The organism is Leifsonia sp. Root227 (assembly GCF_001428745.1).
GTDB lineage: Bacteria > Actinomycetota > Actinomycetes > Actinomycetales > Microbacteriaceae > Leifsonia.
Genome location: NZ_LMIO01000001.1, coordinates 738,317 through 762,081, shown reverse-complemented (window position 1 = coordinate 762,081; position 23,765 = coordinate 738,317). Strand labels below are relative to the sequence as shown.

The window sequence follows — 23,765 nt, the reverse complement described above, 5'->3', positions numbered from 1 at the left end:
AGAAGGAGCAGGAATGTCAGAAGAAGTCGACCCAGTGGAGCCCGAAATCGTGGAATCTGCCGAACCGAGTGAGCCTGCACAGGCTGAAACGGATTGGAAAGCCGAAGCGCGTAAGTGGGAGAAGCTGGCGAAGGAAAACAAGCTCGCTGCGGCGTCGCTCAAGGCTCTTGAGGATGCGCAGAAGTCGGAACAGCAGAGGCTTGAGGAACGTGCAGCGCAGGCGGAAAGCCGCGCAGCAGCTCTCGAGCTTGACGCGAACCGCGCGATTGTGGCTCTCGAAAAGGGACTCACGGCGGCGCAGGCGAAACGTCTTGTTGGTTCGACGCCTGAGGAGCTTGCTGCTGACGCCGATCAGCTCCTGATCGATCTGGGGAAACCTGCCCCGAAGAACCCTGCCGCTGACCCTTCTCAGGGCGCGAAGGCGGCTGTGGGAACACGCGGTCCTGCTGAGGAATTCGCGGACATCATTCGAGCTAAACGCGGCGCTTAAAGCCGCAGAAAGAGCTGTCATGGCTATCAACGCTAACGCACTGTCGAATGTCAACTCGACTCTGCTTCCCCCGACCATCACTGGTCCCATTTTCAATAAGGCCGTCGAGTCGTCTGCGATCATGTCGCAGGCGCGCCGGGTGCCGCTGTCGGTTTCGGCCGCTACCGCCATTCCGGTGCCGATGGATGTCCCTACCGCTGGGTGGGTTTCTGAGGGTGGCGTCAAGCCGGCCGCTCAGGGTGGCATCGGCGTCAAGATCATGACGGGTAAGAAGGTTGCTCTTCTTGTTCCTGTCTCCGATGAGGTTGTTCTGTCGAACCCGGCCGGTCTGTACGACCAGCTTCAGCAGGATCTGCCCACCGCGATTGCTCGCGCGTTCGACTACGCGGCGATCACAGGCAAGGACCTGAAGACCGGTTCCGCTGGCCCGTTCCTGGACAACCTGTCCAACGCGACCAACACGGTTGCGCTGGGTACGGCGTCGCAGGCGAACGGTGGCCTGTACGCCGACATCGTGAACGGTGTCGGCAAGGTCGTGGACAAGAACTACGACTTCACCGGCATTGTCGCCGACCCGCGGTTCCGTGTTGACGCGCAGCTCGCGACTGACACGACCGGGCGCCCGCTGTTCCTCGGTAACGACCAGGCCGCTAACGCGGGTATCGCCGGTTCGCTGGCTGGTTACCCGACGTCGTTCGGTAAGGGCGTTTCGGGTAGGTACTGGCGTGCAGGTGACTCGGTTCAGACCGTCACCATCAATGGGACCCCGACCGGTGGCACGTTCAAGCTGTCGTCTGGTGGTAACTCTGCTGACCTGGCTTACAACGCTGCGAACACGACCGTGCAGACCGCGATTCAGGCGTGGGGTGGCGTTTACGCCACTGTCACGGTTGCTGGTTCCGCTGGCGGCCCGTACACGATCACGTTCCCCGCGATCAGCTCGAACGTTGCCGCTGTTGCTGCTCCGTTCACTGTTGACCAGCGGAACCTGACTGGTGGCACCTCTGCTACCGCGAAGGCGACTGTTGCCGCTTCGGGCGCCGGCGGAACTGACTCGCTGATCCGTGGTGTTGGTGGCGACTGGTCGCAGGCTGCGTACGGCGTTGGTATGGACATCAGCGTGAAGATCTCGAACGAGGCTAACTACTTCGACGGGACGACCTGGCACTCCGCGTTCCAGGAGAACCTGACTCTGCTGCTCGTTGAGGCGTACTACGGCTTCGTGGTGGGCTCCAACGACGCGTTCGTTCTGTACACCAAGGGTTCGGCTGCGTTCTAAATCTGAATATGGAAGGGGTGCGCGATGGCGATCAACCCGGCTAGTAGTGATGACCTGGTTTCTAGGTCGTTGCGCACCCTTTCCGCGCAGGAGATCAGCGTCGGTGCGACGCTGCTCGGTGACGCGTGGACGATCCTGAATACCGAGATCCCGACGATTGCGGCGCGCGTTGATGTCGATATTGCGTTCTCGAACCTGGTTGTTCAGGTTGAGTGCGCGATGGTGTTGCGTGTTCTGAACAACCCGAACGGGAAGCTTGAGGAAGCGGTCGATGATTATTCGGTTCGTTTCGATTCGGCCGTGTCGTCCGGCGCCCTGTATCTGACTGAGGTCGAACGTGACCTGTTGGGTCGTGGGGATTCAGTTTCGGACGCGGCGTTCACTATTCGTGCTGTTCCTGAACCGTTTTCGGCTCCGTCTAACCAGTGGTGGCCGTGGGGGTTGGGGTGAGCGCTGATTCGGCGACTCTTGCTGCGCGGGCTTTGGCTGAGTCGTTGATGGAATCTGCGTGTGAGGTGAAGCGGGCTGTTGGTGTGACTCGTGACCCGGAGTCTGGTGTTGATGAGCCGGTGTATTCGGATGTGTGGTCGGGGCCTTGCAGGTTCCGGTTTCCGTTTGTGCGTCCGTCTGATCAGGATGTGGCGGCTCAGTCGTTGTCGACGCAGCGTGGGATTGTGTCGGTTCCGATTGTGGGGACTGAGGCGATCCGGACTGGTGATGTGGTGTTCATCACGGTGTCTCCGTTGGATGCGGGAATGGTGGGCGCCCAGTTGCGGGTGAAGGGTCCGTTCTTTGAGACTCATGCGACTGCGCGCAGGTTGCCAGTGGAGGTGGTGTCGTGAGCGATGGGTTTTCGTTTGACTTCACCGAAGTGACGAAGTTGGCCGCTGATATTGGTCGGGTTCCGAAGAATGTTGGCCCGAATCTGAATTCGGCGTTGCAGTTCACGGCTACCCGGGTCAAGAAGGATGCCGCGAAGTCGGTTGGTAAGGGTCGCTGGTCTGCTGCGGCGGCCGCGATCGACTACGCGATCGGTGTGGGCGGCAGCTCGTTGGGTTCTGCTATCGCTGGTGTGTTGTCCGGTTCTGCGTTGTCGTCGGAAATATCGGCGGAGGTCGGTTACAACAAGGGCAAGGCTGGTGGTCCGCTTGGGAACATTCGCGAGTTTGGCGCCCCCGGTAAGGACACGGCGCCGTCGAATGACCTGGTGAATGCCTTGCATGAGAACGAGGGCGATTTCCAGAAGGGGCTTGAGAAGGCCGTATCTGACGCCGAGCGGAAGGCGGGCCTATGAGGGTTCATACCGCTTGGCTGCGGGGGGTTATCGAGTCGCTGCCTGGTGGGATCAAAGATGGCCGTTCGCAGGTTTTCGTTTCGCGCGCCGTGTACCCGGAGCAACCTGACGAGAAACTGTCCTACCCGTATTGGGTTATTCACCCCGCTGACGGGAAGGATACGTCGGATCGGGTGACCGGCCCGGTGGTGACTCGCCACCCAAGGTTCACGGTGCATTCGGTTGGGCGTGACGCGGATCAGGCTGGCATTGCGGCCGAGAATCTGCGGAATGCGTTGATCGTGAATGGTCGCGGCATTGTGCCCAGCATCGCCGGGGAGCACCCGAAACCGGTCTGGTATTCGTCGCCCATTCCCGTGCAGGTTGATTCGAATATTCAGCCGCCGACCTGTTACCACGTCGCTGAGTGCGGGTTCGACTCGCAAGTTCTTTAGGTTCCGGCCCGCCATTGTGCGGGCCTTTCGTGTTTCCGGCCCGAGTCGGAGCAGCGCCGCAACCCTGCGGCATTTTGGTGCGCCCTCGGGCGTCTTAGTCAAGGAGATGTAATGGCCGCAGAAGCCGTGCCCCTGAGTGTTGCTTTTGACGGCAACCTCCGTATTGCGTTTGTTCCGTCTGGTTCGAGCGCGAAGTCTGTTGCGATCCTTGCGGCTAACCCCGTGAAGGATCTGACGTACAGCTTGAAGAAGTTCGATTCCCAGATTACTGAGGAAACGATCGACGACCCGCGTCTGACCCTGAAGCAGAAGCTGACACAGCCGGGTAAGTCTTCGCAGACGATTGAGATCCAGTACGTCTTCGGCGACCCGACCACAGACACGGCCTATTCGACCCTGGTCGAGGGCACGAAGGGTCAGATCGTTCTCCGGTATTCGATCGACAACGCAACCGCGTGGACGGTCGGCCAGCTGGTCGACATCGTGACGATCCAGTGCGGCAAGCAGCGCAAGGATGCCCCGGTTGAGAACGGCGTGCAGACGGTGACGCAGACCCTGTTCGTGACAGGTGTCACCCAGTCGGATGTTGCGCTGGTCGCTTAGTTAGGTTCCTGCCGGGTGGTTTCCTCCGTGTCACCCGGCAGGTCTTCTTCTCAACGGGGAAAACGGAGAAGAGATTATGAGTTTTGAAGACGATCTGAAAGCCGAGTTTGAGGCTGAGCGGCCGACAGAAGATGTGACGGTTTCGTTGAACGGAAAACCCTACACTTTCCGGTTCACGCAGATGGACCCGACTGATTGGGGTAATGCCTGCGATCAGGCGCCACCTCGACCCAAGGTTCGCACCGACAACTATTTCGGCTACAACATGCGCGAGCTTACTCACATTGCTGCACCGTTGAGCGGCAAAAGGGTTGACGGCAGGGATGTGATCACCCTTTCGGAGGACCAGTGGCGGTCTCTGCTGAAGGCGCTACCCGGTGGGCAGATGCAGTTGGTTACTGACGCAATCTTCCGACTGAACCAGATTGCACCGCTGGAGGCGGTGGAGGCGGCAAAAAAAGCATTCACGGACGCGTCGCAGCCGAGCTAAGAGTCGCCGCCCGGTGGGGCGTGTCGCTCCGCCGGCTTCGGGGTTGGGAACCGCGTGAGGTCACCGAGTACGTGTACGAGGGCGACCGTCTGATGCGAACGATCACGCGTCGCGAACCAGAGTTCCGCGTTCAAGACCGCGTGCAGATGTTGGCGTTCCAGTCGATCGAAGAGGATATGGGGCCGTACGGGATTCCCGTGTCTGAAGCGATGGACCCGAAGAATCAGTTCGCGTACGTGCCGTCGTGGAGTCCATCCACGAACTGGGCGGTCAAAGCGGTTGAGGACCGGAAGGACTCGTTCTACGAAGCGAACAAGGATTCGTCGCGCAATGGCCATGTGTGGTCGGTGTCGCGCGCCGATCAGTCGTGATTGAGGAAGAACTGGTACCCGCCGGCTAGTGCGACTACTGCCGCGACCGTTAGTACGGCGAACCCGATTTGGATCGCGATTGGTAGCGCGAAAACAAGGCCGATGCCTAGCGCGAGAACGCCGACGATGCCGATGCCGCACGCCCACCCGAGAGCTGTCGCCCATCCTTCGCGGCTGCGTTGCTTGTCCGGAACCCCCTGATATACCATGCGCGAATTTTAGCTGTCTGGTGAGGGAAACTCAATAGGAGAACCTGCATGGGTGACCGCACCGTAAAAGTGAATCTGACCGCTTCCGTGGCTGGCTATATCGCCGGGATGGAGCAGGCGGCGCGGAAAACCAACGAGCTGGGGAATTCGGCTCAGAAGTTGGCCGCCCAGAAGGACGCCCTCGGTTCGCTGGGGCGTCCGCTTCTCGCTATCGGCGCCGTTGCTGCTGCCGCTACAGCGTTGGCGATCAAGTCGTTTGCTGATTTCGACGCGCAGATGGCGCAGGTGAAGACGCTCTCGCACGCGACAGCGAGCGAGATGTCTGAGTTGTCGAACGCCGCCCTCACTATGGGTCAGGCGATCGGGTTCTCGGCCAACGAGGTTGCTGACGCGGAAACCGAGCTGGTCAAGGCTGGCGTGTCCGTGAAGGACATCATGGGCGGCGCCCTGAAGGGCGCCCTCGACCTGGCCGCAGCTGGGCAGATTGACGTCGGTCAGGCTACAGAGATCGCGTCATCTGCGATGGTGCAGTTTGGTCTTCACGGCAAGGATGTTACCCATATCGCGGACCTGTTGGCTGCGGGCGCAGATAAGGCGCTTGGTGGGGTTTCGGATCTTGGCACGGCGTTGAAGTATGCAGGTCCGGTCGCGGCCTCGTTGGGTGTTTCGCTTGATGAAACCGTCGGCGTACTTGCCGAGTTCGCGTCGAATGGAATTCTCGCGGATCAGGCTGGTACGTCCCTGCGTGGAATGTTGTCGTCGCTTACGTCCCCATCGCAGGTGGCGCAGAAGGTGATGGACAAATACAACATCACCCTTTTTGACTCGCAGGGCAAGTTCATCGGCCTGGCTGGTGCTGCTGGGCAGTTGCATGACAAACTTGGCGGTTTGACGCAGGCCGAGCGTTCCTATGCGTTGGGGCAGATCTTCGGAAACCAGCAGATCACCGCAGCGAACATCCTGTTGAAGGATGGTGCGGCGGGAGTCAATAAGTGGACTAAGGCTGTCAACGACCAGGGGTTCGCCGCGCAGCAGGCTGCCGGCAAAATGGACAACCTGAATGGCGACCTGAAGAAGCTGAGCGCCGCGTTCGAGTCCGATCTGATCCGCACCGGGTCTGCCGCCAACGGGCCGTTGCGTACGATCGCGCAGACAGTGACCGGGCTTCTGAAGGTCTTCGGTGACCTGCCGCAGCCCGTGCAGCAGACGGCTCTGGCGCTCACGGCGGGAACGGCGGCGATCGGACTCTTCGGTGGCGGGGCACTCCTGGCCGTGCCCAAGGTGGTTGCTCTCGCTGGTGCGATGGAAACGGTTGGTCATGCCCGCATGGGCGCGGCTCTTACCGGTATCACGTCGTTCCTGACTGGGCCGTGGGGCATCGCGCTTGGCATCGGCGCGACGGCGTTGGCTGGTGGTTTTCTGGCTAGCGTTGCGGAGACGCAGGCGAAGGTGGACGAGTTCACCAGTTCCCTTGATGCGAATACTGGTGCTATCACCGAGAACACCAAAGCGGTTGCCGTGAAGCAGCTCCGGGACAACGGGGCGATCGCGGTGGCTAACAAGCTTGGCGTGTCGCTTGATCTTGTCACGCAGGCATCTCTTGGGAACAAGGATGCTGTTGCGGAGATCGTGGCGCAGGAACAGAAGTGGCAGTCGTCGGGTAAGCACACGCAGGCGGAGTTGACTCAGCACTCGATTGAGTGGCAGAACCTTGCTTCGAAGATCGGGCTCACGTCGGGTTCGCTTGCCCAGTCGCAGAAGGATCAGGCTGACACCGCGAAGGCGATGGGGAAGCTGAAGACTGCGCAGGATGATTTGGCTTCGGCCACGTCTGCTGCGAACGCGGCTATCGCTGCGAATGGTGCGTCTTTCGATCAGTCGACGGCTGCTGGTCAGGCTAACAAGATCGCGTTGGACAAGGTTGCTGACACCCAGAAGGCTGTTATCGATGCGACGCAGGCTACTACGCAGTCGCAGTATCAGACGACTGCCGCGTGGCAGCAGGGGCGCGCTGAGCTTGCCAGCGTTGCGGCGCAGATGGGTCTCACTGGGGCCGCTGCGGACGCGTATGTGAATGAGCATTTGGGGAAGATTCCACCGACCGTCAACACGTTGATTACCACTCAGGACGCGCAAGCGCGTGCGAGCATAGCGGACTTCAAGGCGTTCCTTGCGAGTATCCCGGATCAGAAGATCGTCACCATCATCACCCGTTCGAATCTGTCGGATCTGAATGGGGCGGTGTCGGGCAATGGTCGTTTGGGTACGTCTGCGAACGGGAATCTGTACAGCGGTGGTGTTGCGCAGGCGTTCGATTCGGGTGGCTTCGCTCCGGGGATCTATTCGGGCGGCGCGCCTTTGTACAAGTTCGCTGAACCGGAGACGCGTTGGGAAGCGTTCATTTCGGGCAAGCCTGGCCAAGAGGCGCGCAACCGAAAGGTTTGGGTCGAGGCCGGCCGGCGTCTTGGCGTTGGGGATGCGGGTTCGGGCGGCGTCGGCCCCATCACTGTGACGTTGGCGCAGAAGGGCGGTGTTGACCTGCTCAAGTATGTGGATGTTTCCATTCAGCAGAACGATCAGGCGAAAGCTCGCCGTTTGAAGATGGGGTGACCGGATGACGTTCCGACGCAACCGGGTAACCAACCCCAAAGTCGCTATCGATCTGACCAACTGGTCAGCGTCGCAGTCATCTGGCACCCCAGCCCTCACGCGTGTCGCTGGTGCGGGAGGCGTCGGCGGCCCACTATCCGTGGTAGCTACGTGGGCGCGGGCAACGGTTGTCGGCTCACCCACGTACGTGGATGTGTCACACTACGGCGCCGGCGTAAACGTGGTTACTGGTGGGGAAACAGTCGTCTTCGACGGTTACGTTCGTACGACAACGACTGCCGCAGTGGTGATTGACTCGTACATTCAGTGGATTGACGGCAGCGGGACGGCGATGCCTTCGCCTGCCCAGAATACTGATGCGGTCGTTTCTGGGTGGGGCCGCTACTCGGTTACGGCGGCGGCACCTATCGGGGCGACGCGCGCGCGAGTCATTCATCGGATGCGTGCCACAACGGGGACGTTGTCCGACGGGGACCGACTGGACGTCTCGTGTCTCATGTTCGAGTCCGGTTCCGTGGTCCTCAACTATTTCGACCCCGACATCAACGCTTGGTCATTGTGGGAAGGTGCGGCTAACGCATCCCCCAGCAGGTATTACGCGCCGACTGTGAGCATCATTCCTTCGTTGGATAGTGCGCCGTGCCCGCGGGTTGAGATTGTGGTGACCGACATTCACCCGAACGCGTCAACGGTTACGGTGTTTCGGTCTGCTGGTGGCCGTGAGATGCCGGTGCGTGGTGCGCTGAATGCGATTGTGGACAGCGCACTGACCCGCATTGACTTCGAGGTTCCGTTCGGAATCGACGCGTCGTATCGAGTGCAGATGTTCAATTCGTCGGGAGCGTCGATGGGGTATTCGTCGGCGACCACCGTGAACCTGGACGTTCAGGAAACCTGGGTGCATAACCCGTTGGACCCGTGGGGTTCTGCCGTGGTCGCGTTCGATGATGGTGCCGCTCGGAGCATCCAACGCCCGTTCGAGGGTGACATTGTGTGGCCTCAGGGTCGCACGGTTGGTGTAGTTGTGTCTGGGCAACGTCGTGGCATCCAAGATGTGGTGCTTGATGTGCGTGCGGACATTGACAACGCGGACAAGTTGCAGGCCATGTTCGGTTCGTATGGGGAACGCACCACACCGGTGATCTGTTTCCGCATCGGCTCGCGGGACAGGGTTCGTTTGCCGCGCCCACTGTTCGCCGGGGTTCTCACGCTTGACGAACGAGACATGAACTACAACATCGGCGGCGACCTGGTGACTGTCGGCATGACCGGTTCAGAAGTGGACCCGCCGACCCCAGCTCTGGTGGTGCCGTTGCTGACCCGCGCCGACCTGAACGCCTACTACCCGACCCGGGCCGCGTTGAACGCGGACAACGCAAGCCGCTTGGCGGTGAACCGCAGATACGACCTAGCCGGAAACGGGAGCTGACATGAGACCATCCACCACAGACCTGACAAGCGTGCTCACCGGTTCGTTCAGTCGGCGCCTGTGGGCGGATGTGTTTCAGGGTTCGGAACGGCAGGCGCAGGATGTGCCGCTCACTGAATGGCAGGTCGACTATGACCTGTCAGCTCAGGTCAAGGCGTCCGGTTCTGCGACTGTCGTGCATCAGTCGGTCGCGGGTGAGTCGTGGACGCCGGATGGGATGGACGGTGTTCTGTCGCCGTTCAAGTCTCGGCTGTTGTTGACGGTGGAGGTTTACACCGACGACGGCTTCTCGGAGAAGATCGTGCTCGGGTGGTTCCGTATCACGGGTATCCCGTCTGCTGACGACTCGTACGTGGACACCCCGCAGGGTCGTGTGGTTACGGCGTCTACGGTGAAGTTGGAGTTCCGTTCCCTTGACGAGAACGTTCGCCGGCGTGGGTTCAGGTCGCCTGAGCAGATCCCGGATACGTCGTCTGTGTATACGGAGCTGCGTCGGATTACGGGGATGCCGGTGGTGTCGTCGTTGCCGGACAAGGTGATCCCGAAGGCGTTGGTGTACGAAACCAATGAGGGCGGCCGGTTGAAGGGTGTGCAGGACTTGTTCACCCTGCTTGGTGGTGTCGGTGTTGTTGACTCATCGGGTGCGTGGACTGTGGTTCCGAATACGTTTGGTTCTTCGGTTGGGCAGTTGCCTTTGGGTGCGCTGGGGACGGTAACGGATGTTGGCTATTCGGTGGATACGGACCCGGTTATCAATGTGGTTGTTGGCACTGCCGAAGGCCCAGATCGTAAGCCTCTCTTCTATCCGGCTATTGCGACGGGGTGGCTTGACCCAGCCGGCTTGTACGGGGAGAACACGGCGTACTACGACTCGCAGACAGCTACCACCCAGGCGCAGCTCGCGACCGAAACCGAGGCTTATCTAAAGTCGCAAATTGGTGGGCTTACCTACGAGATTCCCGTGCAGTGCATCTTCAACCCACTGTACGAAATGGGTGACGTCCTCGACGTGACCGGCTACAGCAAACCGATCACCGGCCGAGCGAACAAGTTGTCCCTGTCGGACTCCGCGCTGATGAACGTGACCCTGGAAGTTCAGAGGACGTTCTGATGGATGCGGAAGCGTTCATCGTCAAGAAGCTGAATGGCATCCCCGATGTGGCTCGGCGGACGGGCACATTTGTCGGGTTGTCTAACGGGTTCGCTGTGGTCAACGTAGGGAACACGACGATCACGGTTCCGTGCGTCGGATTTACCCCGCCCGTTCCCGGAATCGTGGTGCAGCTCGAGCGACGCAATGGGCAGTGGGTGGTTTTAGGTCCGGCGGTTGCGTTGAACCCTATTGGGACTATCAAAGCTGGTGGGTCGCCTTACGCGACTGTGACGGTCGATGGCACCGATTATGTGCTCGGCTACAGGTCGTCGTACACGCCAACCATCGGCAACTCTGTGGAGATCAACTGGGCTACCGGCATTATTCAGGGTGCCGTAACGGTGGCGCCGTCGGGAAGCGCTGACCCAAACCCTGGGGCGGCACCCACGCCGCTGTCATTCGATCCGGTATTGGCGTCGGACTCTGGGCAGTTCCGGTCCAGGTGGCAGTCGAACGATGTGCGCGCCTCCGACTCAGTATCAGGTGCCTGGTTCTACAACGGCCGCGTTTCAGCTGCGCTTGCTGGTGCGACCGTTACTTCGATCGAGATCTATTTGCCGTTGCGTCAGGCGTTGGGTGTCTGCAATGTGGGCACGCACGGTTCACCGACGATGCCTGGTTCGTACACGGGCATCAACGGGGCGATCCCGTTGGACCCTCGCGGCGGCTGGGTGGCGCTGCCGCTCAGTTTCGTTGCCGCTCTCGCCGCTGGTGGCGGTATTGCCGTGTCCTCCGGGAACGGCGACAACCAATGGTCTGGCACACAAGCCGACCGTCTTTCTGGTGCGCTCCGTTTCCGGGGCACCCACTAACGACAAGGACATTCTCTTATGGCTTCGGAATCTTCCGGCACCAAAGGTCAGCCGTACTTCGCTAGTGGTGGCGCACCCGCGATCGACGTGGACCCTGGGCTGGTTTCTGACTATGCGGCGCTGGTTGGTAACACTCTGGTGTCGTTCACCACACCAACAGCAGTGAACGGTAAGCCGCTGTGGAACGGGCTGACATGGGTGGACGCGTCGGGGAACGTTTACATCTACCAGTCCGGGTGGCAGCTTTCGGGTGGTGTACCTATCGCGGGGACGATCACTCCGAATGGTTCGGCCTGGTCGCTGGGTACTGGTTCGTCGCTGACTAAGCAGGGCAAGTTGGTGACCATTGATGCGCAGTTTTTGAAGACGTCGGCGATCAATTCGAATGACGTGGTTGGCACTCTCCCTGCTGGGTTCCGTCCCTCGCGCCAGATCGTGCGGGTGGGCGCGTCGACCACGGGCGGATCTACCGGGTTCGTCTATTACACGATCAACACGAACGGTCAGATTGTCGCGTCTTATGTGAACGTGACCGGCACCACATCCATCTGGCTCGGTGGGATCACCTGGTCAATCTAAGGAGGTCGGATGTTCAGTCCGCTTACTAATCAGGTCGCAACGTCCAGCCAACGGTCGTCTCGAGATGGCGCGGCCATTGACCACATCATCCTGCATCACTGCGCGTCAACAGACGCGGATGGTGTGGTTTCGATGATGGTTTCTGGTGCCCGTCAGGTGTCTGCGAATTATGTGATCGCGAACGACGGCCGGATCATCGGGGTTGTCGATGAGGGTGACCGGGCATGGACGTCCGGTTCTTCCGACGATGGTGGCCGGGGTGCCGCTTTCGACAGGCGTTCGATCACGTTTGAGTGCGCGAACTTGTCAACCAACGGGTGGACGATCTCGGACGCTTCATACGAGTCAATCGCCCGCATGTGTGCTGACGTGTCCCGCCGGTACGGGTTCCCGCTGGTGCGTAACGGCGCCGGGTCGACCGTGCTCGGACACCGAGAACTGTACGAATTCTTCTCCGCCAGTTACGCGACTGCGTGTCCTGGCGGTATGGACGTGGACCGGGTTGTTGCCCGCGCCAATCAGATCCTTGCTGCTGGTGGCGGGGCCGTAAACGATGAGGAGGCCGAACTCTTGGCTGCTAAAGACGAAATCATTGCCGCGATTCGACGTGAGGACCGGGCACGCCTGTACTACTGCGCGACACCCCCTGCTGGTCTGCCGCAGTTCGTGGCGATCTTCTGGGACCGCGATCAGGACAACGTTCTGTATGCGAACGATGGCGAGTCCCAGGCGCGTAACTGGAAGGACGTCTACTACCAGACCGCTGACACTGTAGAGCAGGCGAAGGCTGCCGCCGTTTCGCCCGACCAGTTGCAGAAGCTTGTGAACTTCGCCCTCCACAAGGATTCGGCGTTCACGAACAAACTCGCCAAGTAAGCCGGTGCCGAGCCTCGAGTTTGGGGACGCGTGGCCGTGGCTGCAATGGGTTCTTGCCGTTGCAGCCGTGGTCGCGTTCATCGGTGGCGCGATCAAAGTCATTCCTAGTGCGTGGCGTTTCGTGTCCCGGTTCGTCACCACCATCAATTCCCTTGCCGACCTCCCTGAATTCATCGACAAAACCAAGGACACGTTGAAGGCGCAGGACGCATCCTTGGCGTCGATCAAACACGAGGTGCTGCCGAACAACGGCGGCTCCCTCCGGGATGCCGTCGACCGTCACGGTGAAGTCCTCGCTGACGTTCAAGCCAAGTTAGCGAACGACAACACCCGAATCATCGAACTTCAGGCCCGTGACGCGCAGGGCCGTTTCGCTAAGAAAGAGGACCTATGAGTTCCACCCTTTTCCCGCCTGCCAATCGTCAGGCCGCGAAGATTGCTTTCATTCGCACGTTCTGGCAGGCCGTCACCGGTTCAACTGTCGTCATCGGCGGCTCCGGTTTCGTTCTATCCGCCGCAGGGCTCGCGAACCTTGACTGGGCTGCGCTCGGTTACGGTGTCGGCGCCATCGCGCTCACCGGCCTGATCGCGGCGGGCAAGTCCGCCGGGAACATCCTCGTCAACGGGCTGCCGAACGCGTACCTTCCGTCCGCGATCGACCAGGAGTCCGGCGAGTGACCGGTGACCCCAACGACGAATACTACGTACCCGTCGACCCGATGGACGCATTCAACTGCGAATCCTGCCAGTAGCCAACGCACCTGCAAATGCAGGCACCACTGCTACGCGCTGACCTGTTACTGCTACGCCACCTGCGACTTCTGCCGCTGCACGTAAGGAATACTGATGGCTGATCTTCCCGGTTCAATCGGGCACCTGACCGTCACCGGTCGCGGCGTGCTCGCGCTGGCGGACTCGAACGATGTTGGTGAGGCGCCCGACCAGGTGACAGCGCTGGCGACGATTACGTTCACCCCGAACCTTTCCGGTGTGGACGTATTGACGTCCGTAGCAGACGACATGTTCATTTTCCCGCAGACAATCAAATGCACGCTGAACAGCGACGGGCGCCTGGTCCCACCCTCTGACGGTGTAAGCGCGGACCCAGACCCGGGCGCACCCACAGAGGTGCAACTGATTGCGCCGCAGCAGAACTCGCTCAACTACACCGGGTGGACATGGACGGCGAAATTCGCGCCGGTTGCACCCCAAAACTGGCAGACGTTCCAACGATCGTTCACCGGCGCCCCAGGCGATGACATCAGCCTCGCGCAGGTCATCACCCAAAACCCGGTGCCCGGCGTGTTGCAGGCACTCGTGTACCCAGTCGCCACAACTGCCGAACCGTTCCCGAACGGGTACCGGGTTGGCGTGGACCTTCTGCTAACCCCTGACAACAAACTGTGGAGGACCACCCCATGACCTCTGTGATTCTGCTCGCCCAGCTTTCTGGTGGTGGCGGGGGCGGCGCTGGAACCGTGACCGTTATCAACGGGATCAGCCCAGACGGTACCGGCCTTGTCACGCTGACAAAAGCCGACCTGGGGTTGGGGAACGTCAACAACACGGCGGACTCGGCCAAGTCCTTCACCGCGTCACAGGTGTCGGACTCTTCTACGATTGGTCGAACCGTTCTGACGGCTGCTGATGCTGCGGCCGTTCGCACCGCCATCGGAGCTGGCACCAGTTCTGTTGCCATCGGCACGACGTCAAGCACAGCCAAGGCTGGCGACTACCAGCCTGCTGCTGCGAATATCAGCGACTCGACAAGTATTGGGCGATCCGTCCTTACCGCTGCGGACGCTGCTGCTGTTCGTTCCGCGATCGGTGCTGGCACGTCAAGTGTGGCTATCGGTACAACATCTGGTACTGCCGCCGATGCTGCTGTCGTGAACGCGTATGTGGCGACGAAAGCTGACGACTCGGCAGCGGTTCACAAGACGGGCGCCGAAACGGTCGCCGGAGTAAAGACTTTCTCAAGCGAGCCTGTTGTTCCAACCCCGACATCGGGGACGTCAGCGGCGAACAAGTCGTACGTGGATTCGGCCATTACTTCGGTTGGTGGCGTTTACACGGTCATGTATTCCGGCGGCACCTACCCAACCCAGCCCGCTTCGGCCCCTGGTGGTGTACAGGTGCGCCAGTTTTACGGCCCCATCCAGTACTCCGGCCCCACTTGGGCTGGCGTCCTTGACCTTTACACGTATGCGGAGCTGACATGACGATCGTCCCGAACGTAACCTACGCGCGGAAGTCTTCGGACCCGTCGTGGTGGTACGCGCCGGGACGTGACCCCCTGCCATCTTTCGTCGCGCCGGGTGCCCTGACAATCGGCACGGCAGCGTACGATATCCCATCCGCGAACGTAACCTACGTGTCGTCTGCGTTCGGGTCGGATTCGGCTTCGGGTGCTGTCGACCGTCCGGTGAAGACGTTGCAGCACGCGCTTGATATTGTTCCCACCGGTGGCACTGTTGTTATGCGCGGCGGTACGTATCACGAGAACGTCTCCTGCTCCCGCGATGTCACTATTCAGAACTACCCCGGCGAGGCCGTGTGGATGGATGGCACCTCTGTTCTCACGGGCTTTACGAGCGCGTCAGGCAAATGGCGCGCTCCGTACACTGTCGTTCTAGACAGGTCGCCCACCGCGGATCGCGGCGTGGATGACAACCCGACCCCTGGTTGGGGCTACATCAATGCCGCCTACCCCTACTCGGCATGGCCGGATCAGGTTTGGGTTGATGGCGTGCGCCTTACGCAGGTTGGGGCGCTCGCCGATGTAACTGCTGGCAAGTTCTACGTGGAAGGCACCTATTCAGGCGGCACCACCACTCCATCAGTTTCGGGCACAACCCGGTACCGGTTCACACCCACCTACCTGTACCTCGGCGCCGACCCAACGGGTTCACAGGTGCGTGTTTCCGACCTCAACCAGGCCGTCACCGCGACCGGCGTGACAACCATGCGCGGAATCGGTGTTCGCCGGTACGCTGCGGCTGTCTGCGACTTCGGCATGGTGCGTCTCTACAAAGAGGGCTCCGTCATGGAGAACTGTGTCATCTCCGAGTCCGCCACGTACGGCATGTCAATGATTCGCGCGAACTCGACTGTCCGTCATGTCTCCGTCCAGAACAACGGATTCACCGGGGTTCACGCCAACCAGGCCGACAACCTCATGATTGAGGACAACCTTCTCGAGGGCAACAATCGGGAGAACTTCAACATCGCGCCCGCCGCCGCAGGCATCAAAGTTACCCGGCTTCGGGGCGTCACGTTCAGGCGAAACATCGTCCGCAATAATCAGGCGTCAGGCATTTGGTGTGACGAGTCTGTATACAACATCAAGGCGTACGGCAACGCCATCTACGGAAACGTCAAGCACGGGTTCATAGCCGAATTGTCCGGCACTGCGCTGTTCACAAACAACGTGGTGTTCTCGAATGGTGCCATCGGCGGGTACTTCATCAACTGCGACCACCCGCGCGTGTGGAACAACACGTTCATGGACAACGTTGAGACAGATCTCAACTTCAACGCAGATGACCGTGCACCCATGCAGTCAAACTCCGTTGGACGGGACACGCGCCAGTCGTACCCGGACCCCACGGGCATGGACTGGCTCATCGATTCCATCGAGAACTACAACAACGCGTTCTCGCACACTGGTTCAGCGGGGACGGGCATTCTGGTGGTTCGAGATTCCACAACCGGATGGACACGTCCAGCGTCAGCGTTCGGCTACACCGGTGATGGCAACGTGTTCAACCGTCGCGCAGGAACTTCACGAATGTGGGGGTTCCCATCACCAACCGCAGGATCAAGCACGATCTCGTACTTCAACCTGCCGTCATGGAAAACCGCGACGGGCAAGGACTCACAATCCGTGTTTGTCGACGGGTCGGACGCATTCAACCCTGATCGCACGCTCAAATCGTCCTCGCTTGCGTTGGACAATCCGCAACCGATTCCCATCGATATTGCAGCACTCGTCGGTCACACCACCCCACAGGTGGGTGCCTGGATTGGAGACTTCCTGTGGCTATCCTGACCAATAACTTCGACTCGGGTACGGAGGGTGCCACTGTCACGACCAGCAACTCGGCGACGTCGGGCAATGCCTTCGTGACAGTGGCGGGTACGCCAACATACGCAGCCGCGGCTGCGTTCCATGGCGCGAAGGGGATGCAGATCGCCGGCGGTTCCGGTTCGGATCAGTCGGTCAAATGGAACCTAGCCGGTGCGACCCAGATCGACGGGCGCATTGATTTCTCCGTCTCGGGCTCCAACTCAGCCGAATACACACTGTTGCGCGCAACAGCTCAAACCGGTGGAGCATTAGCGTTCCGCATCCGCGTGGGTTCCAGCTCATCGAACAGGAAGATCCGCCTGACCGATTCGACGGGAACGGACATCTTCGCGTCGACTGCTGACGCACCGGTAGACACAGCATTGCGGGTTGAATACCACCTCATTACAGGCACCGGGACGGCCACCCTTGAGATGTCGTACTTCCTCGGGGACTCGACCACCGCCGTGCAATCGTTCTCAACCACCACCGGCACGATGGCACCGTCTGGCGGTTTCGGTGACGTTGTTATCGGACAGTGGGGTTCGGGTAACTACTCGGGCGGCACCCGAGTCGATGACCTGCTGATTCGTACGGGCATTGATTCGACCGGCCTTCCAGGGCCGTACGCGAACATTCCGCCGTCGGTTACGATGCCCGCGAACCAGACGGTCGCCGCGTCTGCGTCTGTGTCTCTGACAGCGACCGACTCCGACAGTGATGGAACGATCGCATCACGTGCGTGGACTATGACCTACCCCGCATCGGGTGGTCCCACCCTTTCGGGAGCGTCTACAGCAACGGTCACATTCACGGCCGGTTCTGCCGGCTCTCTCTACGTGCTTCAGTACGCCGCCACTGACAACGGTGGCGCAAGCACGACAGGAACCGTTGAGGTTCGTGTGCCAGCAACGTCTGGCACGGTGAGCATCCTCCCCGGATGGGCCGGTAGCGGCGCGACCGGGTGGACGATTGTCGGCGGATCTGCCACTCAAGGGGACGCGTTGAATGATGGGAACTCCGCAACTGGTGTCGACTCGCCGGCGATGACGTCAACCGCGTCGGAGCGGAAGTGGCGCCTCGTTCCTATGGCGGCGCGCACCACGTTCTCGTGGGACATGGACGGGTTCCTGACGGCCGTCGGTTCGCACACTTCCCTGACTAGGCTCTACTCGGGTACCACGCTGATCAAGGAAGCTTCGCTGGCTTACACCGGTTCAGCTTCGACGGTCACCACCACCCTGAACGGTACCGAGATCGGCACCATCACCGATTGGGGCGCGCTCCACATTTCTGAGGTGGCGGTTCTCTAGTGGTTGCATCCCGGACGACCGCGATCCGGGCGACAGGTAGCGTCTCTGCACCCATCTCCCGAACGACTGCCATTCGGGTGTCAGGCACTCTTGTCACCGCGCCCCAGTCTCGAACAACCGCTATCCGTGCCTCCGGTACGGTTCAGTTGTTCTTGACGCCACCAGCAGATGCACGAGTGGAACCGGTTGGCCTGACGGTTACCGCGAAGGTTGGTGTCGGTTCGCCGACACCAACCTCGTGGACGTGGACCCAGACGGGAGGCCCTACCGCGACTATTACCCCTGCTGGTTCGTCGTGCATCATCAAGCCCCCATCGGTGATGCCTCCCGAGAAGACAATGACATTCACCGTGTCAGCTACGAACGGCACGTCAACATCATCGACGTACTCGTTTCAGATCACCGTGCTACCACAAACCCGTTGGACCCGTTCACCGGGCGGCGGATGGGTTGGCGCGTACTGACGTTTCCCCCTCAACCACACCAAGTGTGGTTGAGGGGGTCTTCTTTGCGTTTATGGCACGTCCTACGCGCTGCGACAGAAGCATGGACGGGCGCTCGACTGCTCGGTAGAAGCCTTCCGCAGCGACCAGGATCACGGGGATAGCAGCCAGGGCAACGAACAGCCACGGCAACCAGCCGTTGGCCCGTGTCAGTAGCGCTGCGGCCACAAGAATTGGTTCGTGGATGAGGTAGATGCTGAACGAGCGCGTGCCCGCCCATTGGACCGGTTTGGACTGCAACCGCTTCGCCAGCGGCGATTCAAGCGCGAGTACCACAACTCCCCCAACCCCTACCAAGCTCACGGCTGCGAGCAATGCTGCTACAGGCGTGTATGTGGGACCGGTGGGGATGAGGCTTGGTGAAATGAGCAACAGTAGAGTGGCTGCAACGACAGGCCACCAGGCCCGGACGCGTTGGGCCAATTCTGCGATCGTGTCGCGCCGTGATGCAAGAATCATTCCGATGCCGAACACGGGCAAGTATTGAAGCATTCCGCCGGTCAGCCACGCCTGCGGCAGCGCGTCAAGAACAGCCGGGAACCTCGAGATGGCAGATAGCGCGATCATCAACGCGATGCCACCCAACCACCAGTCATGCACTCGGGCGACCTTCAACAAGACGAACATGACCGGCAGGAGTAGAGAGAACCACACCTCCCATGTCAGCGACCACAGCGGGCTGTCCAGGTTGGAGGTGCCGAGCACCAGCACAAGATCGTGCCACACGGCGGAAACTGTTGGCGGTACATGTGTTGCCATCCAGCTGGAACCCATCGTCGGGTCGCGAGGAATCACCACGGCCAAGAGCAGTGCGAATGCAACTGCACCCCAGACGGGAATGTACAGGCGGAGGATTCGGCGACCGTAGTAGGCGAGAACACTGCGCACCGTTTGCTTGTGGGTAAGCAGCGGTAGGGTGAGAACGAATCCGGACAGCACGAAGAAGATCAGCACCGCTTCATGTCCAGGCATTATGAGCCGCAGCGGTGTACGAAACAGCCACCACTCAGGGCTTAGCGGGCTTGCATCGGCCTTCTCGACGTACAACACGGAGACGGCCGGCACGACCAACAGTGCATGGTACAGAACGACGGATAACGCTGCGACGCCGCGTAGTCCGTCGAGTGATGCGTACCGATGTTGAGTGTTCCTCATGAAACCTGAGCATACGCCCAGATTAATCCGGGCGTTCTACCCTATTCGGGGGTAGAGCCTTTCCATCCTCGTACTCGATTTCCCATGGTGGGGTCAGGCCATACTCCCGATACAGATCGTCGCCGGCCGTACTCGGCTTCGGATACTCACCCCTGAACCCATCCTCATTACGACGCGTATTCACCATGTTTCGAACATACGTTCGACGTGGCGGCACGGTCAAGGGTATCCGTGGTTGCCCCCATTTTTGGGGAATGGCTGTGAGTTGGGCTATACCAGGATTTGCGGGATGACCTGGGATACCAGTGTTTATATGGAGCCGCCCAAGGGAATCGAACCCTTGACCTTCTCATTACGAGTGAGATGCTCTGCCGACTGAGCTAGGGCGGCGTGGGTCTCGCCCGAGGGCGTTACGCACAGTCAGATAGCTTACCCGATCTTCGAGGGTGCTACTGACCATCTGAGATTGCGGCTCAGCGCACCTGGTTGCCGAGCGCCTGGAGTTGGGCGAACGAACTGCGGAGACGGTCGGCGAGCGGTTCGACGCCGCCGTGGTCCGCCCAGCACGACCAGGCGTGGCGCATCCCGGCGAACGACACGTATGTGACGAGCCTGGCGCGCTGGTGCAGCGTTTCCTGGTCGGTGGCGAGCGCAGGGTCGTCGTGGGCGAGTCGACGCTGCACGATGGCGCTCAGGGCGTCCTCGAACTGGTGCATGCTCGCCATCCGCTGCGCGAAGAGTTCGGGGTTGTCTTTGAGGAGCGCGCGTCGCAGGGTGTGGAGTTCGTGGACACTCCGTGTCGCATCCAGTTCTCCGCCGTGCTCGTCGCCGGTCATCTCGACCGTGTCGATCGCGGCGATGAGGAGTTCGCTGATGCCGTCGAGGATCGGCTCCTCCGGCCCCGCGTCGATGAAGCGTTCGATGCGCTCTTCGTCCGGGAGTTCCGGCAGTTCGCCGATGATGGCGGACTCCTTGGACGGGAAGTAGTTGAAGAACGTTCGCGGAGACACGTTCGCCGCGTGACTGATCTCGTCGATCGTCACCCGGTCGAAGCCGCGCTCGCTGGCGAGTTCGAGCGCTGCCAGCTGAATCGCGCGTCTGGTCGCGAGACGCTTCCGCTCCCGCAGCCCGAGTTCTTCCTGCACCATGCTCATTCGACGATTATTTCATTGTCTGCAAAATTGCACCACTCCGTGGGGTCCGAATCAGGAGGTCATCCTCAACAGGTTTTGCCTGCCTCCGGGATGGTGCCCTTCACGAGGAAATCGTCGACCGCGCCGTTCACGCACGAGTTGGACTTGTTGTACGCCGTGTGGCCCTCGCCCTTGTAGGTGAGCAGGTGACCGTTCTCCAGCTCGCCAGCGAGGTTCTTCGCCCACACGTAGGGCGTTGCAGGGTCGTTCGTCGTGCCGACCACGAGGATGGGCGCGGAGCCCTTCGCGGCGATCGGACCGCGTTCGACGGTGGAGGTGTACGGCCAGTTCGCGCATCCGATGTCGCCGTACGACATGTACGGGCCGATCACCGGGGCGTCCTTCGACAGCTCGGCGGCCTGCGCGCGCATCGTGGCCGGGTCGGCGTCGTACGTGTAGTCCAGGCAGTTGATCGCCATAAACGCTTCCGTCGAGTTGTCTCCGTACGTGCCGTCGCTCTGCCGGTTGTTGTACGCGTCGGCGAGGGTGAAAGCAGTGGATGCGCTCCCCTTCATCACCGAGGTGAACATGTCGGTCAGGTACGACCAGGCCGTCGCGTCGTAGAGCGGATAGATGATCGCGGTGACCAGGGTGTTCGCGCCGAGCTCCCTGCCGTCCGAGTTGCGGATGGGGCTCCGCTCGACCGAGGCGAGCAGGTCGCTGATCGTCTTCATCGCGTCGTCGACCGATCCGCTGAACGGGCAGCCCTTCTGGGCGAGGCAGTCCTTGAGGTATGCGCGGAGCGCGCTCTCGAAGCCCTGCGCCTGCACCTTCGTCACATCGAAGTTGCTCGCGGCAGGGTCGAGCGCGCCGTCGAGGACGAGACGGCCGGTCTTGCCGGGGTAGAGGTCGGCGTACACCGCACCGAGGTACGTGCCGTACGAGTATCCGAGGTAGTTGAGCTTCTTGTCGCCGAGGACGGCGCGGAGCAGGTCGAGGTCGCGAGCGGCACTGACCGTGTCGACGTGTTCGAGCAACGCTCCGGTGTTGGTCGCGCACGCCGAGCCGAAGTCCTTGGACACGCTGGTGTTCTCGGCGATCCACGCGTCCGACCCGCGCGTACCAGGCGTGATGTCGTAGAGGTAGCCGTCCATCTGCTTGGCGTCATAGCACTTCACCGCCGTGGAGTGGCCGACGCCGCGAGGGTCGAAGCCGACGACGTCGAAGTGCTGCTGCAGGGTGCTGTCCGTCGCGTAGTCGACGGAGTCGCGCACGAAGTCGTAGCCCGATCCACCAGGACCGCCGGGGTTGACCAGGAGCGAGCCCTGCTTGGTGCCCTTGGCCGTCTGCCGGATGAGAGCCAGCTCGATCTCGCCCGACGACGGGTTCTTCCAGTCGAGCGGCGCCTTCGCGGTGGCGCACTGCTTGCCGGATGCGCAGCTCTTCCAGGTGAGCACCTGGCTGTAGAACGGCTGCAGGTCGGCTGCCACCTGCTCGGCGACCGGCGTCGACGTCTGCGCCGTCTTCGGCGGGATGAACCAGGTGACGCACCCGGTGAGCGTCAAAGCCACGATCGCCGCGACCGCGACGAGTGCGGTGCGCGCGCTGCGGCGCCCTCCTCGTCGGGAACCGGTGGTGCGGGCAGCTGAGCGACCGCGCGCGTCGGAGTGGCCGTGGCGGGTGGTCACTGGTCGTTCCCCTTTCGAGCGGCACCGCCGCGCAGGATGGTGGTGAGCATGGCCTCGATCGCCAGCGCGGGAGCGACGTTCCCGTCGATCCGCTGACGGGCGGTGGCGATCGCATCCATCGCGGCGAGCGTAGCTGCGGGAGTCGTGTGAGTGCTGAGAGCGTCGAGGCTGTCCTGGAGTTCCAGGTTCACCAGCTCGCTCGCACTGCCGAGCTGCAGCATCATCACATCGCGGTAGAGCGACAGCAGATCCACCAGGATGCGGTCGATGCCGTCGCGGAGGCTGCGGGTCGCGCGGCGCTTCTGGTCCTCCTCGAGCTGACGCAGCTGTGAGCGGAGGGCGGGCGGGATGGTGCCGCCCGGCTCCACGCCGAGCGAGCGCAGGGCGTGCTCGCGCTCCTCCGCGTCCCGTTCCTCTGTGATGGCCTTGGCGTCGGCCCCTGCGATCTCCAGCAGGCTCGCCGCGGTGAGCACGGCGTCGGACACCGACCGCATCCGCAGCACCAGCTGCAGGGTCTCCTCGCGTCTGCGCCTGGCTTCGTCGTTGGTCGCGAGCCTGTGCGCCATGCCGATGTGGCTCTGCGCGTGCCTGGCCGCGCGTTCGGCCGTCGCCTCGTCGACCCCGTCGCGCCGGCCGATCAGGGCGGCGACGTCGGAAACGCTCGGGACGCGCAGCCGCACCGTGCGGACGCGCGATCGGATGGTCGGGATGAGATCGGCGTCACTCGGAGCGCAGAGGATCCAGACGGTTCGCTCCGGCGGCTCTTCGAGCGCTTTGAGGAGCACATTGGAGGTGCGCTCGCTCATCCGGTCGGCGTCTTCGATGATCATCACGCGGTACCGGCCGACAGACGGGGAGAACTGCGAGCTGGCGACGAGCGTGCGCACCTCCTCGATGGAGATGATGACGCGTTCGGTGCTGAGCACGGCGAGGTCGGGGTGGGTGCGCGCCTCCACCTGGCGCTGCGTGGCGAGGTCGCCCTCCGGCGTTCCCGGACTGAGCAGAGCGGTGGCGAAGGCGAACGCGAGGTTCGACCGGCCGGAGCCTGGGGGGCCGGTGATGAGCCACGAGTGCGTCATGCTGCGGCCGGTGGCCGACCCGGTGGCCGACCCGGAGGGGGCGCCGGAATCAGTGGATGCGCTCGGCGCCGATCCACCGGCGGCTGCGGCTTTGAAGATGGCGATGGCGTCGTCCTGACCCGTCAGGTCATCCCACACTGCCATGCCTCCCAGGCTAGCGGTCGCCACCGACACCGCCGAATGCGCCGGCGACGCG

At 61.5% G+C, this 23,765-nt stretch carries 26 protein-coding genes and 1 tRNA gene; 21 read left to right on the top strand and 6 right to left on the bottom strand.

Annotated features, from left to right (window positions below):
- Nucleotides 1–13 precede the first annotated feature (13 nt).
- From ASE16_RS19630 to ASE16_RS03510, 9 genes are all read left to right on the top strand, one after another.
- The gene (locus tag ASE16_RS19630) at nucleotides 14–490 is read left to right on the top strand and encodes a hypothetical protein (protein ID WP_157480058.1); all 477 of its coding nucleotides are present in this window, start codon (nucleotides 14–16) and stop codon (nucleotides 488–490) included.
- Nucleotides 491–509: 19 nt separating this feature from the next.
- Nucleotides 510–1,769 (top strand): phage major capsid protein, encoded by a 1,260-nt coding sequence (locus ASE16_RS03540; protein ID WP_082581195.1) that lies wholly within the window; start codon nucleotides 510–512, stop codon nucleotides 1,767–1,769.
- A 24-nt stretch (nucleotides 1,770–1,793) separates the two neighbouring features.
- Complete coding sequence (locus ASE16_RS03535; protein WP_055890605.1) at nucleotides 1,794–2,219, top strand: Gp19/Gp15/Gp42 family protein; 426 nt, start codon at nucleotides 1,794–1,796, stop codon at nucleotides 2,217–2,219.
- Nucleotides 2,195–2,611, top strand: coding sequence for a DUF6093 family protein (locus ASE16_RS20345; protein ID WP_414843020.1), 417 nt, complete (start codon nucleotides 2,195–2,197; stop codon nucleotides 2,609–2,611). Before ASE16_RS03535 ends, ASE16_RS20345 begins: the two co-directional genes overlap by 25 nt.
- On the top strand, nucleotides 2,608–3,063 hold the full coding sequence (locus ASE16_RS03525; protein ID WP_055890601.1) for a hypothetical protein: 456 nt from the start codon (nucleotides 2,608–2,610) through the stop codon (nucleotides 3,061–3,063). The genes ASE16_RS20345 and ASE16_RS03525 overlap by 4 nt, the downstream gene beginning before the upstream one ends.
- Nucleotides 3,060–3,497, top strand: coding sequence for a hypothetical protein (locus ASE16_RS19625; protein WP_157480056.1), 438 nt, complete (start codon nucleotides 3,060–3,062; stop codon nucleotides 3,495–3,497). The genes ASE16_RS03525 and ASE16_RS19625 overlap by 4 nt, the downstream gene beginning before the upstream one ends.
- 111 nt (nucleotides 3,498–3,608) lie before the next feature.
- Nucleotides 3,609–4,100, top strand: coding sequence for a hypothetical protein (locus ASE16_RS03520; RefSeq protein WP_157480054.1), 492 nt, complete (start codon nucleotides 3,609–3,611; stop codon nucleotides 4,098–4,100).
- Nucleotides 4,101–4,176: 76 nt separating this feature from the next.
- Nucleotides 4,177–4,590: a hypothetical protein gene (locus tag ASE16_RS03515; RefSeq protein WP_055890598.1), complete on the top strand. Its 414-nt coding sequence runs from the start codon at nucleotides 4,177–4,179 to the stop codon at nucleotides 4,588–4,590.
- A 92-nt stretch (nucleotides 4,591–4,682) separates the two neighbouring features.
- Nucleotides 4,683–4,961, top strand: coding sequence for a hypothetical protein (locus tag ASE16_RS03510; protein WP_157480052.1), 279 nt, complete (start codon nucleotides 4,683–4,685; stop codon nucleotides 4,959–4,961).
- Here the strand turns inward: ASE16_RS03510 and ASE16_RS03505 are convergent.
- The gene (locus ASE16_RS03505) at nucleotides 4,952–5,170 is read right to left on the bottom strand and encodes a hypothetical protein (protein WP_055890593.1); all 219 of its coding nucleotides are present in this window, start codon (nucleotides 5,168–5,170) and stop codon (nucleotides 4,952–4,954) included. The genes ASE16_RS03510 and ASE16_RS03505 overlap by 10 nt on opposite strands.
- Before the next feature lie 48 nt (nucleotides 5,171–5,218).
- Here ASE16_RS03505 and ASE16_RS03500 point away from each other — a divergent pair, with 48 nt between their 5' ends.
- From ASE16_RS03500 to ASE16_RS19615, 12 genes are all read left to right on the top strand, one after another.
- Nucleotides 5,219–7,780 carry a phage tail tape measure protein gene (locus tag ASE16_RS03500; RefSeq protein ID WP_055890591.1) on the top strand — a complete coding sequence of 854 codons (2,562 nt, stop codon included), beginning with the start codon at nucleotides 5,219–5,221 and terminating at the stop codon, nucleotides 7,778–7,780.
- Nucleotides 7,781–8,387: 607 nt separating this feature from the next.
- Complete coding sequence (locus ASE16_RS03495; protein WP_157480050.1) at nucleotides 8,388–9,209, top strand: hypothetical protein; 822 nt, start codon at nucleotides 8,388–8,390, stop codon at nucleotides 9,207–9,209.
- A gap of 1 nt (nucleotide 9,210) precedes the next feature.
- Nucleotides 9,211–10,320, top strand: a complete 1,110-nt coding sequence (locus ASE16_RS03490; protein ID WP_055890585.1) for a hypothetical protein — start codon at nucleotides 9,211–9,213, stop codon at nucleotides 10,318–10,320.
- Entirely contained in the window at nucleotides 10,320–11,174 is an 855-nt protein-coding gene (locus tag ASE16_RS19620; protein WP_157480048.1) for a hypothetical protein, read from the top strand. Before ASE16_RS03490 ends, ASE16_RS19620 begins: the two co-directional genes overlap by 1 nt.
- A gap of 18 nt (nucleotides 11,175–11,192) precedes the next feature.
- On the top strand, nucleotides 11,193–11,753 hold the full coding sequence (locus ASE16_RS03485) for a hypothetical protein (protein WP_157480046.1): 561 nt from the start codon (nucleotides 11,193–11,195) through the stop codon (nucleotides 11,751–11,753).
- A gap of 9 nt (nucleotides 11,754–11,762) precedes the next feature.
- Nucleotides 11,763–12,629 carry an N-acetylmuramoyl-L-alanine amidase gene (locus tag ASE16_RS03480; RefSeq protein ID WP_055890580.1) on the top strand — a complete coding sequence of 289 codons (867 nt, stop codon included), beginning with the start codon at nucleotides 11,763–11,765 and terminating at the stop codon, nucleotides 12,627–12,629.
- A gap of 4 nt (nucleotides 12,630–12,633) precedes the next feature.
- On the top strand, nucleotides 12,634–13,023 hold the full coding sequence (locus ASE16_RS03475; protein ID WP_055890577.1) for a hypothetical protein: 390 nt from the start codon (nucleotides 12,634–12,636) through the stop codon (nucleotides 13,021–13,023).
- Nucleotides 13,020–13,307: a hypothetical protein gene (locus tag ASE16_RS03470; protein ID WP_055890575.1), complete on the top strand. Its 288-nt coding sequence runs from the start codon at nucleotides 13,020–13,022 to the stop codon at nucleotides 13,305–13,307. The genes ASE16_RS03475 and ASE16_RS03470 overlap by 4 nt, the downstream gene beginning before the upstream one ends.
- 168 nt (nucleotides 13,308–13,475) lie before the next feature.
- The gene (locus tag ASE16_RS03465) at nucleotides 13,476–14,051 is read left to right on the top strand and encodes a hypothetical protein (protein WP_055890573.1); all 576 of its coding nucleotides are present in this window, start codon (nucleotides 13,476–13,478) and stop codon (nucleotides 14,049–14,051) included.
- A complete protein-coding gene (locus ASE16_RS19950) occupies nucleotides 14,048–14,851 on the top strand; it encodes a hypothetical protein (RefSeq protein WP_200949542.1) in 804 nt (267 codons plus the stop codon). The genes ASE16_RS03465 and ASE16_RS19950 overlap by 4 nt, the downstream gene beginning before the upstream one ends.
- Nucleotides 14,848–16,680, top strand: coding sequence for a right-handed parallel beta-helix repeat-containing protein (locus tag ASE16_RS19290; protein ID WP_082581194.1), 1,833 nt, complete (start codon nucleotides 14,848–14,850; stop codon nucleotides 16,678–16,680). The genes ASE16_RS19950 and ASE16_RS19290 overlap by 4 nt, the downstream gene beginning before the upstream one ends.
- Nucleotides 16,668–18,011 (top strand): PKD domain-containing protein, encoded by a 1,344-nt coding sequence (locus ASE16_RS19615; protein ID WP_157480044.1) that lies wholly within the window; start codon nucleotides 16,668–16,670, stop codon nucleotides 18,009–18,011. Before ASE16_RS19290 ends, ASE16_RS19615 begins: the two co-directional genes overlap by 13 nt.
- 431 nt (nucleotides 18,012–18,442) lie before the next feature.
- On the opposite strand, the gene ASE16_RS03450 is transcribed toward ASE16_RS19615, so the two are convergent.
- The 5 genes from ASE16_RS03450 to ASE16_RS03430 all read right to left on the bottom strand — a co-directional run bounded on the left by ASE16_RS03450 (nucleotide 18,443) and on the right by ASE16_RS03430 (nucleotide 23,713).
- Complete coding sequence (locus ASE16_RS03450; RefSeq protein ID WP_082581193.1) at nucleotides 18,443–19,669, bottom strand: acyltransferase family protein; 1,227 nt, start codon at nucleotides 19,667–19,669, stop codon at nucleotides 18,443–18,445.
- A 314-nt stretch (nucleotides 19,670–19,983) separates the two neighbouring features.
- Nucleotides 19,984–20,059, bottom strand: a tRNA-Thr gene (locus ASE16_RS03445).
- Between the two features lie 83 nt (nucleotides 20,060–20,142).
- Nucleotides 20,143–20,823: a TetR family transcriptional regulator gene (locus ASE16_RS03440; RefSeq protein WP_055890563.1), complete on the bottom strand. Its 681-nt coding sequence runs from the start codon at nucleotides 20,821–20,823 to the stop codon at nucleotides 20,143–20,145.
- Nucleotides 20,824–20,888: 65 nt separating this feature from the next.
- Nucleotides 20,889–22,490 (bottom strand): alpha/beta hydrolase, encoded by a 1,602-nt coding sequence (locus ASE16_RS03435; protein WP_082581192.1) that lies wholly within the window; start codon nucleotides 22,488–22,490, stop codon nucleotides 20,889–20,891.
- Nucleotides 22,487–23,713, bottom strand: coding sequence for a DNA polymerase III subunit delta' (locus tag ASE16_RS03430; RefSeq protein ID WP_055890560.1), 1,227 nt, complete (start codon nucleotides 23,711–23,713; stop codon nucleotides 22,487–22,489). Before ASE16_RS03430 ends, ASE16_RS03435 begins: the two co-directional genes overlap by 4 nt.
- Nucleotides 23,714–23,765 lie beyond the last annotated feature (52 nt).

Bases quoted from the DNA above. Each gene is read 5' to 3' on its own strand.
- ASE16_RS19630 (WP_157480058.1), top strand. From the start codon at position 14: ATGTCAGAAGAAGTCGACCCAGTGGAGCCCGAAATCGTGGAATCTGCC.
- ASE16_RS03540 (WP_082581195.1), top strand. From the start codon at position 510: ATGGCTATCAACGCTAACGCACTGTCGAATGTCAACTCGACTCTGCTT.
- ASE16_RS03535 (WP_055890605.1), top strand. From the start codon at position 1,794: ATGGCGATCAACCCGGCTAGTAGTGATGACCTGGTTTCTAGGTCGTTG.
- ASE16_RS19625 (WP_157480056.1), top strand. From the start codon at position 3,060: ATGAGGGTTCATACCGCTTGGCTGCGGGGGGTTATCGAGTCGCTGCCT.
- ASE16_RS03520 (WP_157480054.1), top strand. From the start codon at position 3,609: ATGGCCGCAGAAGCCGTGCCCCTGAGTGTTGCTTTTGACGGCAACCTC.
- ASE16_RS03515 (WP_055890598.1), top strand. From the start codon at position 4,177: ATGAGTTTTGAAGACGATCTGAAAGCCGAGTTTGAGGCTGAGCGGCCG.
- ASE16_RS03510 (WP_157480052.1), top strand. From the start codon at position 4,683: ATGCGAACGATCACGCGTCGCGAACCAGAGTTCCGCGTTCAAGACCGC.
- ASE16_RS03505 (WP_055890593.1), bottom strand. From the start codon at position 5,170: ATGGTATATCAGGGGGTTCCGGACAAGCAACGCAGCCGCGAAGGATGG.
- ASE16_RS03500 (WP_055890591.1), top strand. From the start codon at position 5,219: ATGGGTGACCGCACCGTAAAAGTGAATCTGACCGCTTCCGTGGCTGGC.
- ASE16_RS03490 (WP_055890585.1), top strand. From the start codon at position 9,211: ATGAGACCATCCACCACAGACCTGACAAGCGTGCTCACCGGTTCGTTC.
- ASE16_RS19620 (WP_157480048.1), top strand. From the start codon at position 10,320: ATGGATGCGGAAGCGTTCATCGTCAAGAAGCTGAATGGCATCCCCGAT.
- ASE16_RS03485 (WP_157480046.1), top strand. From the start codon at position 11,193: ATGGCTTCGGAATCTTCCGGCACCAAAGGTCAGCCGTACTTCGCTAGT.
- ASE16_RS03480 (WP_055890580.1), top strand. From the start codon at position 11,763: ATGTTCAGTCCGCTTACTAATCAGGTCGCAACGTCCAGCCAACGGTCG.
- ASE16_RS03470 (WP_055890575.1), top strand. From the start codon at position 13,020: ATGAGTTCCACCCTTTTCCCGCCTGCCAATCGTCAGGCCGCGAAGATT.
- ASE16_RS03465 (WP_055890573.1), top strand. From the start codon at position 13,476: ATGGCTGATCTTCCCGGTTCAATCGGGCACCTGACCGTCACCGGTCGC.
- ASE16_RS19950 (WP_200949542.1), top strand. From the start codon at position 14,048: ATGACCTCTGTGATTCTGCTCGCCCAGCTTTCTGGTGGTGGCGGGGGC.
- ASE16_RS19290 (WP_082581194.1), top strand. From the start codon at position 14,848: ATGACGATCGTCCCGAACGTAACCTACGCGCGGAAGTCTTCGGACCCG.
- ASE16_RS03450 (WP_082581193.1), bottom strand. From the start codon at position 19,669: ATGAGGAACACTCAACATCGGTACGCATCACTCGACGGACTACGCGGC.
- ASE16_RS03440 (WP_055890563.1), bottom strand. From the start codon at position 20,823: ATGAGCATGGTGCAGGAAGAACTCGGGCTGCGGGAGCGGAAGCGTCTC.
- ASE16_RS03430 (WP_055890560.1), bottom strand. From the start codon at position 23,713: ATGGCAGTGTGGGATGACCTGACGGGTCAGGACGACGCCATCGCCATC.